Here is a 14,325-nt window from a genome sequence, read left to right on the forward strand (position 1 = left end):
CATTCTTTCCGTCACTTCGACTCTTCTTCCCGTCGCTTGGATCATTCTTTCCGTCGCTCTGTTTTCTTTCCGTCACCCTGGCTCTTCTTTCCGTCGCTCTGTTTCCTATCCGTCGCCTTGGCTCTTCTTCCCGACGCTCTGACCTCTTCCGTCACTTTGACTCCTCTATCCGTCACTTTGCTAATGTCTATCAAAAAAGAATAAAAAAAAACGTCCAATAAGTAACAAAATACTCATTGGACGCTATTATGGCAGTTAATTATGCTTTTTGATAGCGAAGCACAGGTGTACGAGCAGCGCGTGTTTCGTCTAAACGAGTTACGACTGTTGTATGTGGTGCTTCTTGTACGATTGATGGATTTTCTTCTGCTTCTTTTGCAATTTGGATCATTATATCGCAGAATGCATCTAATGTTTCTTTAGATTCTGTTTCTGTTGGCTCGATCATTAACGCCTCTTCCACATTTAATGGGAAGTAAGTTGTTGGTGGATGATAGCCAAAGTCTAACAGACGTTTTGCGATATCTAAAGTACGAACGCCAAGTTTCTTTTGACGACGACCTGATAATACAAATTCATGTTTACAATGACGGTTATATGGTAGATCGTAGAATGACTCTAAGCGACGCATCATATAGTTTGCGTTTAGTACAGCATATTCTGTTACAGCTTTTAAGCCATCTGGACCCATTGTACGGATATAAGTGTATGCACGTACGTTGATACCAAAGTTACCATAGTAAGGTTTAACACGTCCGATTGATTGTGGACGGTCGTAATCGAAGTGATAGGTTCCTTCCTCTGTTCTTACTAAAACTGGTTTTGGAAGGAATGGAATTAAATCTGCTTTTACACCTACTGGACCTGAACCTGGGCCACCGCCACCGTGAGGACCTGTAAATGTTTTGTGTAAATTTAAGTGTACGCAGTCAAAGCCCATATCACCAGGACGTGCTTTACTCATAACTGCGTTTAAGTTTGCACCGTCATAGTATACTTTACCGCCAACAGAGTGAATAAGCTCTGCCATTTCGATAATATTTTCTTCAAATAGACCAAGCGTATTTGGATTTGTTAGCATTAATGCAGCTGTATCCGAACCAACTACATTGCGCAAATCTTCAATATCTACTAAACCATTTTCATCTGATTTAACAGTGATAGTTTCAAAGCCTGCAACCGTTGCCGATGCTGGGTTAGTACCGTGAGCAGAGTCAGGAACAATAACTTTATTACGATGGCCTTCACCGTTTGCTTCATGGAAGGCACGAATCATCATTAATGCTGTCCATTCACCATGTGCACCCGCCGCTGGTTGTAATGTCACTTCATCCATACCTGTAATTTCAACTAATGAAGTTTGTAGATCGTAAAGAAGCTCCATTGCGCCTTGAGCTGTTGATTCATCCTGTAATGGGTGAACATTGGCAAAACCAGAAATTCGTGCAACAGCCTCGTTAATTTTAGGATTATATTTCATCGTACAAGAACCAAGAGGGTAGAAGCCAGAGTCTACACCGTGGTTTCGACGAGAAAGTGCTGTATAATGACGCATAATATCAAGCTCAGATACCTCTGGTAACTCCGCTGCTTCCGCACGTACTAAGTTTGCAGGCAGTAAATCTGCAAGATCAACCTCTGGTACATCAAGTGCTTCTAAGCTGTAGCCTACGCGACCTTCTTTGGAAATTTCAAAAATGAGTGATTGATTTTCGTTATGCATTAAGAGCCCCCATTTCTGCAACAAGTGCATCAATTTCTTCCTTCGTGCGTAATTCTGTTACTGCGATTAGCACGTGATTTTTAAGAGAGTCATATGTTTGACCTAAAGGATAACCACCGATGATACCTTTTTCAATTAAGCCTTTATTAATTTCTTTCACACATTTATTTGTCATCACAACGATTTCGTTAAAGTGTGCACCTTGGAATGCTACTGTGAAGCCTGCCGCTTCAAAGGCATTTTTAGCATAGCGAGTTTTCGCGATATTTTGCATAGCCATTTCACGAACGCCTTGCTTACCTAGAGCAGTCATTGCTACAGAAGCTGCAAGTGCAAGAAGCGCTTGGTTCGAACAAATATTAGACGTTGCTTTATCACGACGGATATGTTGTTCACGCGCTTGTAATGTTAAAACATAACCACGACGACCTTCACCGTCTACTGTTTCACCAACAAGACGACCAGGAACTTTACGCATTAGCTTCGTCGTTACTGCAAAGAAACCACAGTGCGGACCACCGAATGCTTCAGAAATACCGAAGACCTGTGCGTCCCCTACACAAATATCAGCACCTAGCTTACCAGGTGGTGTTAAAACCCCTAGTGCAAGTGGGTTTGAAGATACGACAAATAAACTTTTTGCTTCATGTGCAATATCGCCAATTACTTGTAAGTCCTCTATTTGACCAAAGAAGTTTGGATACTGTGTAATAACAGCTGCCGTATTGTCATCCATTAGTTCTTTTAAAGCTTCTACATCTGTCACACCATCTTTATGTGGAACAGTAACAATTTCAATGGATTGACCGTATGCATATGTAGCAACGACATCGCGATACTCAGGATGAACCGTTTCTGATACTAAAATTTTCTTACGGCGTGTATGTCCAGCTGCAAGCATACCTGCTTCCGCTAATGCTGTTCCTCCATCATACATAGAAGAGTTTGCAAGATCCATACCTGTAAGCTCTGCAATCATCGTTTGGAATTCAAAAATTGCTTGTAATTCCCCTTGTGAAATTTCTGGTTGATATGGAGTATACGCTGTGTAAAACTCTGAACGAGAAATAACATGGTCCACGATAATTGGTTTATAGTGGTTGTATACGCCTGCACCTAAAAACGATACGTTAGCATTTGTATCTTTGTTTTTCCCAGCAAGTGCCGTTAATTCTTTTAATAAAGCTGATTCAGATTTTGCTTCTTTAATATCATACAGGCCTTTAAAACGTACTTTTTCTGGAATATCTTCAAATAACTCATCAACTGAGGATACGCCAATTACGTCTAACATTTCTTGTTTATCTTGCTCCGTCATTGGTAAATAACGATGTTTCATAAATGTAGGTCCCTCTTTTCAACTTTTATTTTGAACGCTTGTAAAACGGTGTTTCAACTGTTACTACCTTTAAGTGCTTACCACGAATTTCGATTTCTAATTCAGTTCCGATAGTTGCGAATTGGCTGTCAATTAATGCGTGACCAACATTACGTTTAGAGGAAGGAAGCTGAGTACCTGTTGTCACTTCACCGATTTCCTTACCATCCTTAAACACTTTGTAGCCATGACGAGGAATTCCTTTATCGATCATCTCAATGCCTACAATTTTACGTGACAGTCCATTTTCTTTTTGTGCCACTAATGCATCATGACCATTAAAATCCTCTTTATTTAATTTCACAGCAAAACCAATACCAGCCTCAAGAGGTGAAATTGTCGCTGATAGCTCTTGCCCGTATAATGGAAGACCTGCTTCAAAGCGAAGTGTATCACGACAACCTAAACCTGCTGGAACAATACCTTTGTCTTTTCCAGTCTCTAAAATTTCATTCCATAAAGCTTTAATACCTTCTAGAGAGCCGTATAATTCAAAACCATCTTCTCCTGTGTAACCGCTACGAGATACTAATGCTTTATGACCAGCAACTTCAACGTCTGCTTGGAAACGGAAATATTTAATCGTTTTTAAATCAGTGTCTGTTAATGTTTGAAGAACCTCTTCTGCTAATGGGCCTTGAAGGGCAATTTGTGCATAAGCATCTGATTGATTGTCGATCGTCACATCATATTGATGTTGATTTTCCATCATCCAATCATAATCTTTTTCAATATTTGCCGCATTTACGCACAATAAATAATGATTGTCAGCTAATTTATACGTTAATAAATCATCGACAACGCCACCATCTTCATAGCACATTGCATTATATTGCGCTTGACCTACTGCAATTTTCGAAATATCATTTGTCAAAAGATTTTGTAAAAAATCTAGTGAATCAGGTCCAGTTACTAAAATTTCACCCATATGTGATACATCAAATAAGCCAGCACGATTACGTACTGCATCATGCTCTTCTTTAATAGAAGAGAATTGCACTGGTAATTCCCATCCACCGAAGTCGATTGTTTTACCACCATACTTTGCATATTCTTCAAATAGAGGTGTACGCTTTAATTCATTCGTCATTATTTTTGCCCCCTTATTGTTAGTTACATTTTTTACTAGTAGTAGTTCGTCTGCTTTTTATTAGTACAATCATGCTTCCCCTGTTTGTTCATTCAAATAAGGAACTAACAAGCAAAACATTTAGACATAAAAAAAGACAGACGAACCCCTTTTCGGGATTCTCTGTCCTTAAACCTGAAAGTTACACCAGACTGGCTCGCATTACTACAATGCCAATCAGTCGGCTTTCCCCTTTGGTGGCTGTTGTACTACAGCTCTCTCCAGAGTTGCGTCTTGTACGAGTCCTTTTACCTGAGAGATTCATAACATTTTGTTATTTGCTCCTTCGGTGACGTCTATACGTGCTCTCCCCGTACAATCATCCGCCCAAGATTCATCTTGGTACTATTTAGTATTCAATGAACATTAAGTTACTTATTTGTCTATATCCTAACATTAATTGCATTGAAAAGGCAAACATTTTTTAATTTATATTAAAACACGAACATTACATTGGTTTTAATTCACGATAGTTCGCCTTTTAGTCTTTTAACTTGGAATACTAAATACTCAAGAATTTGGCGGATCGTCCGCCCCTCTGTTAACACTTGTATATGTCCTGCCTCACGATAGAACTTTCTTCTGTAATGATACAGCTTCTCTAGTTCCTCTTTTGTTGAACTCTGTACAATCGGTCTGTTCGGATCATGCTGTATTCGTTTATATATATCTTCGAATGTCGCATCTAAAAAAAACACGAGTCCACTGCGTCTCATTATTTTTCGATTTTCAGCATTAACTGCAACTCCACCACCAGTTGAAATAATACAAGCTTCGTCTCGGAATTTTTTCAAAAATTCTGTTTCTATTTCTCGAAAACGTGCTTCTCCGTATTTTTCAAATATCTGTGGAATTGTCATACCCTGCTGCCTAACAATCTCATGATCCATATCATAATATGGCATCTTTAACAAATAACTTAAACGCCTTCCTAACGCACTTTTCCCGCAGCCCATAAAGCCCACTAAATATATTTTTCGCATTCGAATCACCTTCTTATAACTACGATTTTACACTGTCTGACAAAATTTGTCCTAATAAATTTACCGTAGCTCGAACATTCAGCTTTTCTAGGTCATCATATGTTCGAAACTGAATCTCATAAGACGTACAATACGTAAGAACAAAAGTAGTTACAAAAAATAATAATGCAATTGCGATTAAAAAAATAGCCCCTCTGTCATTTTTCAATAACTGGAACATAGAAAGTTCGCTCCTTTTTGATACCACTTGGAAGTTCAACAGCTACTGTTAACATATCTTTTTCATATTGGAACTGGCATTTATTAATACCAATTAGCATTGGTACATGACCACCATTTACTTGATCACGAATAATATTGCTATAACAATCAATATGATGAATGGTATCTGCTGCTTGGAAGGTAATTCTCTTCTGATCTTGTCGAATCGTAAATGATGAAATATCATGTAAATACATATTCAAATCATAAACAAAAAGCTCCCACTTTGATTGTTCATTAGATAGTACCGTTGTTTTCATTTCTGCAAACCAAAGCATAATGAACACAACAAGATGCGCAATAAGCACAAAAACAACTAATTGAAACAACGCTTCTAATAATGTATAGCCTCGTTCATTCATCGACTTCACCTGTCAGTTGTATACATTTTTTACGTAATTCTCGCGTATTTTGAAAGCTTACACATATGCCTTGTCCATTCATAGACCACTGAAAATCTACATTTTCAATTGTTTTAGTACCTTCTGTTTGCTGTAAATAGCGAAAATGCTTTAAGCCTTCATAGGCAGTTTCCGCTGCGATAACTTCTAACTTCTTGTTATAAAGAGTCGTTTTCATCGTGTAGCTAATTGGTATTAATGTCGTGCATAATAACATGACAATGACTACTGATAAAATCGTTTCTACAAATGAATAACCAGATTCATTCAACTCTCGATCTCCCTCGTCCTAACGTAATCACAACCTTTTTAATGCCTTGGGGCGTCTTAAAATAAACAGTTCCTGGGGTCAAGACGTTTCCATTGAAGTTGTATATAATCGTGTAAATCGAACTCGACGTAGGCATGAACTCAACCCCTTTCGGAAAAGGTCGTTCATATAATTCTGTAAAAATATCCTTTTTAATGATGTATCTCTTTGATGAGCTCTCAAATTTCATCGAGATATATTCCCTTTGGTGCATACTATAAGTTTGGGTATATTGGATATCTAATTGAATTTGTGTAAAAAATCGCTCAAGCTCCCTCGTTTCCGCTGCTTTTAACGAATACTTTACGACAATCGCTGATAAACACATAACGATAAACAATACGATTAGCATTTCAACAAACGTATAGCCACGCTCACTTTTTATAACATCCATCAGCTACCTGAACCAGTATCGGAAGAGGTCTTCGCCAATCGTACCTCACCGTCATTAGTTATCATAATCTCTTCTTTATTAGGACAGGTCGTTTCATTCTTCTTCAAATAGCCTTTTGCTACCAAATCTTCAATTGTTGGATAAGTCATAAAATCTACCCGATACGCCTCTACCTGCCCCTGCACCATACTAATATACGCTTTACAGCCCTTCTCATCGACGGTGGCAAAATGTTTCGTAACATTCGGGATTGTTATTAAAATCAACATAGAAATTATTAACAAAACAATAAGCATTTCGATCAATGTAAATCCAGCTTGCTTCTTTATCCGTTTCATTATGATCCTCCTATACTAGTTCAATCATGTGATATATTGGTAATAATAAACTTACATATGCGGCAACGATGCACATAGCAATAATGATAAAGAAGGTTGGCTGCACAAATGCAAGGATCTTATGCAATAGTTGCTCTTGCCTTTCTGTCAATAATTCGCTGTATAGTACTAGCTCTTTTCCTAAATAGCCGCTTTGCTCTCCATGTTCAACAAATATCGGAAAATCCTTCTGCCAAACTGTCATCAAATTAACAGCTTGTGTCAGTGTATCACCAAAAACAACGCGCTCCTTTATGCATCGTGCCAGATACTGTAGAAACGGTTGAAGTCGCTGCTCCTCTAAGATTTGTAGACTTGCCTGTAAAGAAAATCCACTTTGTAGTAGACTTCCTAAATAAGCAGCAAATTGTCTCGTCAAAGACATTCGTACATAAATGCGAATCAATGGCGTGTTTAGGATAATGTTTAACTGGCGAGCAATCGGATGTCGTTTGAGATAAAAGTGAAAAATCAAAATACTACATATTCCTGCTATGCCTGCGACTATTAAAGCATCGGGAAAATGCAACAATACTTTTGATAAAGCAATGCTTGTCTCCTCTGTGCCAACAGTTCGACTTGTTACCATTTTTTCTATATTAGGAAAGAATACGGTGCGAAACACTAAAAACAACAGCAACAAAAATAAAATGAGTACTATTGGATATAAGAGTAGCTTCATTAATTTTTTCTTCGTCGTTTCACTTAAAGCCATTTGCTTTGCCACACCTTTTAACGTCTCAATCATATCCCCATTGTTTTCTGCAACTGTAATGGCGACTAAATGCTGCTTTGGAAGTTGCAATGCTTCAAAAATCCCTGAAACACCAACTCCTTGCCTTAGCTTTTCATTGATTAGCTTTTGTATTTCTTCATGCGCTTCAATATGATGAGGTAATAGAATTAAAATAGCCTGAGGGAATAAATAACCTTCGTGCATTAGCACGCTTAATCGACTAAAAAAGCGAGCTTGTTCTCTTACTCGCCATTTTGTTGCCTTCATGTAATTCAATCGAATTCTTTCAATAAACCTTCGTATTCGCATAGTTCTGACTCTCTATCAATTCTTTTTGACCTGCAAGCGTTAAATCCTGTGGTAGCTCATAGCTAGTTTTTTGCATAATTGCTTTGATGGCCATTTGAAGATGAACATCGCTTAATATTTCAAACAATGCACGGCGTTCCTCCTGGACTATTGGTGATTGGAAAAGTGTTTGAGCAACAATTCCAACCACAGTTTGACGAAGTTCTTCTATTGAAACACCTAAGTCTATAAATCGATAAAGGCAGTTTACCGAATCCTTGGCATGAATGGTCGTTACCACTAAATGACCTGTTAACGAAGCTTCGATTGCGATTTTTGCAGTCTCTTTATCACGTATTTCACCAATCATAATGACGTCAGGTGAGTGGCGTAAAATAGCCTTTAAGCCTGTAGCATATGTAACGCCAGCTCGTTCGTTTACTTGAATCTGTAAAAGGTTTGCTTGGTTATTTTCTACAGGATCCTCCAATGAAATGACATGTCGATTTAGCTCTGTCGAACAGTAATGGATTAGGGAATATAAGGATGTTGATTTACCAGAGCCTGTTGCCCCTGTGAAACATAAAAGTCCTTGTTGATGTTTCACTAGTTCCATTAACAAGTTTGCTGCATACTTGGAATAAGATAAGGAAGTAAGTGGGAATGAATGATTTTGTAGAAGCAGTCGGATAATTAGGCTTTCTTTTAAAAATACCGAGGGAAGTGTAGAAACACGAAAGGCATATTGATCTTGTTCCATAGCTTTTTGGAAGGAGCCGCTTTGGGGTTTGCGACGCTCACTAATATCTAATGCCGATAAAAATTTAAAAAAGGAAATCATTCGTTCCGCAAGATCGTTTGGTAATTCACCTGCTTGGAGTAACTTATCATATTTTCGAAAATAAATACGATATCGTATACTCTCTGGAACTAATAATAAATCTGATGCACCGAAATGGTAGGCTTTTAGTAAAAGTTGCTCACATTTTTGTTCAACAACTGTTTCAAAATTTTGCATATTCGCACCCCTCTTCTGGTTCATTCGAATATGACCGCTCTATTCGTTATTTCCTAGTATAGATAGAAACTTATCACGAGAAAAGCCCTTTTCTTAAAATAAAAATTTGCTATAAAATTTCCTATCAAACATGTTTTTTGCTATAAAATTGTGGATAACATGCAAATTTTCACTAAATTTGAACATAATCCTATGAAAAAGTTAATATTTATGACTAAAGGAACTGTATCTTTTTCAATAATGCAATATAATAGAAACAACATGATTTTTTTCCTACACTTACACTTGGTAGAAGAAATAATATTCAAAAAAATTACATAGAGGTGAAGAGAATGATCCATCCATTAAAAATTACTGGTACATTAGCCGATGAAACTAGATACTCTATTTATGAGTACATACTACAAGAGAAGAAAACTGTAACGGTCCAAAATATCGCTGATAAATTCGGCATCCATCCAAACGTTGCGCGTTTACACTTAACAAAGCTCTCAGAAATCAATATAATTACAGCTGATTTTGCCAAAACTGGGAAAGGTGGTAGACCTGGTCGTGTTTATAAGGCCTCAGATAAAGGTGTATCATTATCGTTCCCTAGACGTGATGAAGATCGACTATTAAAATGGGCAATCCAATTAATCGAAGAATTTGGACCGTCTGCATTAGAAAAATGTCAGGACATTAGCTACCAAGACGGTTATCAGCAAATGAAAAATTATGTAAATGCTGAGTTACAATTAAATAATACCCTTTCCTTCGAACAGAAGCTTCAGCTATTAACTGACAATGCAGCATTAATTGGCTATATTCCGCAAGTACAACAAACAGAGCATGGTAAAAGTGTGACTTTCTCCATTTTTAATTGCCCATTCCAGGAGCAGCTTAATACTCATTCAGAAATTGTTTGTTCTTTACATGAATCCTATTTAAAGGGACAGGTAGATGCGTTATATTCGAGCAATGAGTTAATACAAATCGATAGCATGATACATAATTGCGATTTATGTAAATATGAAATAAACGTGACAGAAATCGATAGCTAATTTTTAAAAATCAATTGTTTGTCACAAAGAAGAAGAAGTTCCAGTTTACAGATACCTTTCATATCATTTATAATGAGTAAGAGATTATTGTGTCGTGGGCAAAAGGAGGGGAAATCTTCATGGATAATATGTATAAAGTTATGGCATTCTGGACAGGTATTTTTGCAGTTATGTTCTACCTTGGTGGTATGAACGAAGTATCGCTATTATTCGTAGGTAATACAGGTTTATTCTTATTATTAGGCTTCTTAAACCTTTCAGAACGTATGTACATGTACATTTTCGGAGCATATTTAACTGTGTTCTTTGCTGGCTTCACGTACTATACAACATTCATTCACGTACCTGGTGGCGGTCATTAATACAGAGAAAAACGCGTGTCTCATTAAGTGTGAGACATGCTTTTTTTATGTAAATTTATTCATCAGATGCAGAAATTATAGATGATCATTTATGAAAGCATAGTAAAATCCCCCTTTGCATTAAATAGGTTAGATTCTATCTATCCTACGAAATGCTAGAGGGATTTTTTCATTTTATGAAGTTAATTTAGGCTTTAATTTATTAAACACAAAGCTCTGTAAGTTGATTGGAGTGTAGGCTGGGCGACTCCTTGGGGATCAGCAATAGAGGAACGAAGGCTAAAAGCATCACGTCCTGTGATAACACCTTCGTGACCAACATCCTGTTGCCCCGACGCCCCCAGGAAAGCGCCCAGCCGGAACGGAAATCAACCCACGCTATGGTGATGAGCCATTTTTAACTATCGTCTCTATCAGCTAATCTTAGAAACCATTTAAAAAAGGATTTGTCTCCATTTCTGCACCAACTGTTGTATAATTCCCGTGACCAGGGTAGATAATAGTATCTTCAGGTAGAGTCAATAGCTTATCATGAATGGATGTAAGTAATATTTTTGTTGAGCCTCCAAGTAAATCTGTACGACCAACACCTTGCTCAAAAAGTGTATCACCAACAATAGCGAAGCCATCATTTTCAAATATATATGATATACTACCTGGTGAATGCCCTGGCGTAAAAATAGCTTTAAAACAAAAATCGCTTATTTCAAATAGCTGTTCTACTTTAACAATATTTTCTTCAGCTGGGGCACCGACAATATAATCTGGTAATGCTGCGTATTTACTAGAGCCATTTTTTGTTGGATCTCCTAACCAGCTCACTTCTTTTTCATGAATCCATAATGGAACATTAAAAGTCTCGCGGACAGCATCCGCTGCGCCGATATGATCGAAATGTGCATGTGTTAAAAAAATGGCTAGTGGTTTTAGATTGTTACCGCGGATAGCCTTGATGATTCGATCTGCTTCTTCTCCAGGATCAAATATTAAGCATTCCTTATTTTTATTCGATACGATATAACAATTCGTTTGGACAGGTCCAAGTGAATAACTTCGTACGTTCATCATTGTTATCACCTCAATTACAATTATACAACCTTTGCCACAATTTGACGATAAATGTTCATAGTTTAAGCTATATTAGTTCTCGACAAAAACAGGTAGAACGTTTACAATTAAGGAGGAATATTGTTACGACATTCATTTTCTGATGTCGAAAGGAGTGTCAATTTCTAATGAACTTATTAATGGTTATTTTTGGTCTAGTTGCAATTTTAGCAGTAGTTGGTACATTCCAAGCACTGAAAGAAAAGAACCTTTTAAGCATCGGTTTCAACTTATTAAGTGCTGTAGTATTCGGTTGGTTCGTAATTATGACTGTAATTAATAGCGGATACCCACCAAAATTACACTAAAATTCAGACAGAAAAAAGAGCAGTCTCCATTACGAGACTGCTCTTTTTCTGTCGTTTTTATATTTATACCCTTCTAAAAATGATAATAGCCACTTTCCTTTAAGCTGTTTATTTGGCTTTTCGAGCGTTTAAAATTTCAATTTGATATTATACATAAAAATTTTCCATACGCCCTTATTGAAGTGTTAAAAGGGGTTTTCACACTATTTATTTGGGTATCCATCATATGGAGGGGAATAGCTCGTAACTTCTGCTAAAAATCGGAAAATGAAGATTGAACATCGTGCCTCACCCCCAGCAGTGCAAAAAAGAGATCTCACTAACGTGAGATCTCATAATTGTTACTTGGCTGCCCCTTGCTTCAAGTTACCTGTCTTTGGATCATAGAAGCGGAGTAAATCACCGTTAATGATGGCATCAGAATTTTCTAGTTCTTTCGTAGCTCGATCAGCGTATGGCTGACATGGCTCACCATCAATTTCTTCACCAGTTGCTTTGTCATAGCAAGCTTCACCAGCATATACATATTTATCTGTTACAAAACGACCGTCACGGAAAACAACGAAATCTTCATGCTCTGGTGAGAATAGGTCTGCACCAAGTTGCATATCTTTTGAAGTTTCAACGCCAAGAAGGTGTAAAATTGTTGGACGTAAATCCATTTGTCCAGCAACCTCTGTCATTTCTTTACCATCACCTGATCCAGGAATATGGATGAATAATGGTACTTCTTGTAGCAGTGCATTATCAAATGGTGTAATGCTTTCTTTTCCTAAATATTGAGCCATCGCTTTGTTATGGTTTTCTGAAATACCATAATGGTCACCATACATTACAATAATAGAGTTATCATATACACCTTGATCTTTTAAACTTTGGAAGAAGTCTTTAAGAGCTTCATCCATATAACGAACTGTTTGGAAATAACGATTTAATGTACCTGAGTTTGAAGTATATTCAGGAATCATTACATCTTCTGGATCCAATGTGAATGGATAGTGGTTCGTTAAAGTAATTAGTCGAGAATAGAATGGCTGTGGCATATCTTTCATTAATGCTGCAGATTGCTCTACGAATGGGACATCTTTCATGCCCCAGTTAACAGCTTGCCCTTCGCCAATCTTATATGAATCTATGTCATAGAATTTGTTAATGTGTAATGATTGATACATCATGTCACGATTCCAGAATGATTTATTATTCGGATGCATGACATTTGTAAAGTAGCCATTATCTCCAAGGCGCTCAGCCATTGAGTTATACGTATTTCCACCGTGCGTGAAGAATACCGCACCTCGACCTAAGCCGAACAATGAGTTTTCTGTAATAAACTCTGAGTCAGAAGTTTTCCCTAATCCAGTTTGGTGATAGAAGTTACTGAAATAATACGTATCTTTATCTTTTGTTAAAGAGTTTAAGAATGGTGTAATTTCATGACCATCCATTTGATTATTAATCACAAAGTTTTGTAAAGACTCCATCGAAACAAGAATCAAATTACGACCCTTGTATTTACCAAACATTTGAGGGTTGATCGCTGCTTGATTAGAACGAATATAGTTGTTCACTTCTACTAATTCACTGCCATCCGCTAATGCACGTTGAGCAGAAGATTTTGATTGAATATAAATGTCATATAAATGGTAGTTATAAGTACCAATGTTTTTCACAAGTAATTCACGGTCAAAGCTACGTGTTAACAATTGTGGACGCTCTGTTTCAGCTAATCCTAAGTTTAAGAACGACACAGCAATCGCTAATACGAAGTAAGCGCGACGGAATTCCACATTGACTTTTACTGCATCTTTCATTTTAGGTAAATATTTATTAGCTAAAATTAGAATAAGTACATCAACGAAATACAATAAATCCCAAGGGCTAACAATCGCTGCTACTGAAGTTCCTAAATCACCAAAGTTACTAGTTTGGAATAATACCGGTAACGTAATAAAGTCGTTGTAGAAACGATAGAACGCCACATTCCCATATAAGACAATCGACAAAATAACACTGATAGTAATGATATAACGACTTTTAACTTTTGGCGATTTAAAGAATAACGATATACCATAAGCAAATAGCACGAAGCTTAATGGATTAATAAACAAAATAAATTGTTGCATTGCATTTTCGATTTTCATCTCAAAACTTGTGTTATAAACAATGACCGTTTTTATCCAAGTTGCTACAATTGCTAGTATCATAAATGAATGTTTAGGCCACTTTATTGATTTCATCCCTAACATCCTCCCTACTTTCTTACAAAAAAATAATAATTTTTAACAATTTGTTACTGAAACAAAATATATCTTAATCCATTTTTTACAGATAATCAATAGATATATTTTTGGAAAAACTGTGCTCCTTGTTCGTATATGCGCCGGATAGTAATATATACGTTTTTGTTTGTAAAAAGTTTCGTAAATCATAAAAACAGTGGAGAACCACTGTTTTTTAAGAATATTACATACATGTTACATTATCTTTACAATACCACAAATGAATTA

17 protein-coding genes and 1 riboswitch are annotated in these 14,325 nt (G+C 36.9%); of the genes, 4 read left to right on the forward strand and 13 right to left on the reverse strand.

Going from position 1 to position 14,325, the window contains the following annotated elements; all coding sequences use genetic code 11:
• The coding region (locus ACQKOF_RS18235) for a hypothetical protein (protein WP_427560003.1) at positions 1–221 on the forward strand (221 nt) is incomplete at its 5' end.
• Between the two features lie 38 nt (positions 222–259).
• Here the strand turns inward: ACQKOF_RS18235 and gcvPB are convergent.
• The 11 genes from gcvPB to comGA all read right to left on the reverse strand — a co-directional run bounded on the left by gcvPB (position 260) and on the right by comGA (position 8,998).
• On the reverse strand, positions 260–1,723 hold the full coding sequence (gene gcvPB / locus ACQKOF_RS18240) for an aminomethyl-transferring glycine dehydrogenase subunit GcvPB (protein ID WP_427560006.1): 1,464 nt from the start codon (positions 1,721–1,723) through the stop codon (positions 260–262).
• Positions 1,716–3,062, reverse strand: coding sequence for an aminomethyl-transferring glycine dehydrogenase subunit GcvPA (gene gcvPA, locus ACQKOF_RS18245; protein ID WP_427560008.1), 1,347 nt, complete (start codon positions 3,060–3,062; stop codon positions 1,716–1,718). Before gcvPA ends, gcvPB begins: the two co-directional genes overlap by 8 nt.
• Positions 3,063–3,087: 25 nt before the next feature.
• Positions 3,088–4,191 carry a glycine cleavage system aminomethyltransferase GcvT gene (gene gcvT / locus ACQKOF_RS18250; protein ID WP_427560011.1) on the reverse strand — a complete coding sequence of 368 codons (1,104 nt, stop codon included), beginning with the start codon at positions 4,189–4,191 and terminating at the stop codon, positions 3,088–3,090.
• A 269-nt stretch (positions 4,192–4,460) separates the two neighbouring features.
• Positions 4,461–4,553: riboswitch (glycine riboswitch) on the reverse strand.
• Between the two features lie 141 nt (positions 4,554–4,694).
• Positions 4,695–5,213 carry a shikimate kinase gene (locus ACQKOF_RS18255; RefSeq protein WP_427560014.1) on the reverse strand — a complete coding sequence of 173 codons (519 nt, stop codon included), beginning with the start codon at positions 5,211–5,213 and terminating at the stop codon, positions 4,695–4,697.
• A 19-nt stretch (positions 5,214–5,232) separates the two neighbouring features.
• Complete coding sequence (locus tag ACQKOF_RS18260; RefSeq protein ID WP_427560016.1) at positions 5,233–5,433, reverse strand: hypothetical protein; 201 nt, start codon at positions 5,431–5,433, stop codon at positions 5,233–5,235.
• Complete coding sequence (gene comGF, locus ACQKOF_RS18265; protein ID WP_427560018.1) at positions 5,411–5,836, reverse strand: competence type IV pilus minor pilin ComGF; 426 nt, start codon at positions 5,834–5,836, stop codon at positions 5,411–5,413. Before comGF ends, ACQKOF_RS18260 begins: the two co-directional genes overlap by 23 nt.
• Positions 5,829–6,146 (reverse strand): hypothetical protein, encoded by a 318-nt coding sequence (locus tag ACQKOF_RS18270; protein WP_427560021.1) that lies wholly within the window; start codon positions 6,144–6,146, stop codon positions 5,829–5,831. Before ACQKOF_RS18270 ends, comGF begins: the two co-directional genes overlap by 8 nt.
• A complete protein-coding gene (comGD, locus tag ACQKOF_RS18275; RefSeq protein ID WP_427560024.1) occupies positions 6,139–6,579 on the reverse strand; it encodes a competence type IV pilus minor pilin ComGD in 441 nt (146 codons plus the stop codon). The genes ACQKOF_RS18270 and comGD overlap by 8 nt, the downstream gene beginning before the upstream one ends.
• Entirely contained in the window at positions 6,579–6,917 is a 339-nt protein-coding gene (gene comGC, locus ACQKOF_RS18280; protein WP_427560027.1) for a competence type IV pilus major pilin ComGC, read from the reverse strand. The genes comGD and comGC overlap by 1 nt, the downstream gene beginning before the upstream one ends.
• A 10-nt stretch (positions 6,918–6,927) precedes the next feature.
• Positions 6,928–8,001 (reverse strand): competence type IV pilus assembly protein ComGB, encoded by a 1,074-nt coding sequence (gene comGB, locus ACQKOF_RS18285; protein WP_427560030.1) that lies wholly within the window; start codon positions 7,999–8,001, stop codon positions 6,928–6,930.
• Positions 7,979–8,998, reverse strand: a complete 1,020-nt coding sequence (gene comGA / locus ACQKOF_RS18290; protein ID WP_427560033.1) for a competence type IV pilus ATPase ComGA — start codon at positions 8,996–8,998, stop codon at positions 7,979–7,981. The genes comGB and comGA overlap by 23 nt, the downstream gene beginning before the upstream one ends.
• Before the next feature lie 332 nt (positions 8,999–9,330).
• Here comGA and ACQKOF_RS18295 point away from each other — a divergent pair, with 332 nt between their 5' ends.
• Positions 9,331–10,041, forward strand: a complete 711-nt coding sequence (locus tag ACQKOF_RS18295) for a helix-turn-helix transcriptional regulator (protein ID WP_427560036.1) — start codon at positions 9,331–9,333, stop codon at positions 10,039–10,041.
• A 119-nt stretch (positions 10,042–10,160) separates the two neighbouring features.
• Positions 10,161–10,403: a DUF2626 family protein gene (locus ACQKOF_RS18300; protein WP_024361272.1), complete on the forward strand. Its 243-nt coding sequence runs from the start codon at positions 10,161–10,163 to the stop codon at positions 10,401–10,403.
• A gap of 423 nt (positions 10,404–10,826) precedes the next feature.
• Here ACQKOF_RS18300 and ACQKOF_RS18305 read toward each other — a convergent pair whose 3' ends face one another.
• Complete coding sequence (locus ACQKOF_RS18305) at positions 10,827–11,471, reverse strand: MBL fold metallo-hydrolase (RefSeq protein ID WP_427560039.1); 645 nt, start codon at positions 11,469–11,471, stop codon at positions 10,827–10,829.
• 167 nt (positions 11,472–11,638) lie between these two features.
• On the opposite strand from ACQKOF_RS18305, the gene ACQKOF_RS18310 reads away from it, so the two are divergent.
• A complete protein-coding gene (locus ACQKOF_RS18310; protein ID WP_370042986.1) occupies positions 11,639–11,818 on the forward strand; it encodes a DUF2759 domain-containing protein in 180 nt (59 codons plus the stop codon).
• A gap of 341 nt (positions 11,819–12,159) precedes the next feature.
• Here the strand turns inward: ACQKOF_RS18310 and ACQKOF_RS18315 are convergent, their stop codons facing one another.
• A complete protein-coding gene (locus ACQKOF_RS18315) occupies positions 12,160–14,055 on the reverse strand; it encodes an LTA synthase family protein (protein ID WP_427560042.1) in 1,896 nt (631 codons plus the stop codon).
• Positions 14,056–14,325 lie beyond the last annotated feature (270 nt).

The organism is Lysinibacillus sp. NPDC093190, from assembly GCF_050280425.1.
Taxonomy (GTDB): Bacteria; Bacillota; Bacilli; order Bacillales_A; family Planococcaceae; genus Lysinibacillus.

Bases quoted from the DNA above. Each gene is read 5' to 3' on its own strand.
- gcvPB (WP_427560006.1), bottom strand. From the start codon at position 1,723: ATGCATAACGAAAATCAATCACTCATTTTTGAAATTTCCAAAGAAGGT.
- gcvPA (WP_427560008.1), bottom strand. From the start codon at position 3,062: ATGAAACATCGTTATTTACCAATGACGGAGCAAGATAAACAAGAAATG.
- gcvT (WP_427560011.1), bottom strand. From the start codon at position 4,191: ATGACGAATGAATTAAAGCGTACACCTCTATTTGAAGAATATGCAAAG.
- ACQKOF_RS18255 (WP_427560014.1), bottom strand. From the start codon at position 5,213: ATGCGAAAAATATATTTAGTGGGCTTTATGGGCTGCGGGAAAAGTGCG.
- ACQKOF_RS18260 (WP_427560016.1), bottom strand. From the start codon at position 5,433: ATGTTCCAGTTATTGAAAAATGACAGAGGGGCTATTTTTTTAATCGCA.
- comGF (WP_427560018.1), bottom strand. From the start codon at position 5,836: ATGAATGAACGAGGCTATACATTATTAGAAGCGTTGTTTCAATTAGTT.
- comGD (WP_427560024.1), bottom strand. From the start codon at position 6,579: ATGGATGTTATAAAAAGTGAGCGTGGCTATACGTTTGTTGAAATGCTA.
- comGC (WP_427560027.1), bottom strand. From the start codon at position 6,917: ATGAAACGGATAAAGAAGCAAGCTGGATTTACATTGATCGAAATGCTT.
- comGB (WP_427560030.1), bottom strand. From the start codon at position 8,001: ATGCGAATACGAAGGTTTATTGAAAGAATTCGATTGAATTACATGAAG.
- comGA (WP_427560033.1), bottom strand. From the start codon at position 8,998: ATGCAAAATTTTGAAACAGTTGTTGAACAAAAATGTGAGCAACTTTTA.
- ACQKOF_RS18295 (WP_427560036.1), top strand. From the start codon at position 9,331: ATGATCCATCCATTAAAAATTACTGGTACATTAGCCGATGAAACTAGA.
- ACQKOF_RS18300 (WP_024361272.1), top strand. From the start codon at position 10,161: ATGGATAATATGTATAAAGTTATGGCATTCTGGACAGGTATTTTTGCA.
- ACQKOF_RS18305 (WP_427560039.1), bottom strand. From the start codon at position 11,471: ATGATGAACGTACGAAGTTATTCACTTGGACCTGTCCAAACGAATTGT.
- ACQKOF_RS18310 (WP_370042986.1), top strand. From the start codon at position 11,639: ATGAACTTATTAATGGTTATTTTTGGTCTAGTTGCAATTTTAGCAGTA.
- ACQKOF_RS18315 (WP_427560042.1), bottom strand. From the start codon at position 14,055: ATGAAATCAATAAAGTGGCCTAAACATTCATTTATGATACTAGCAATT.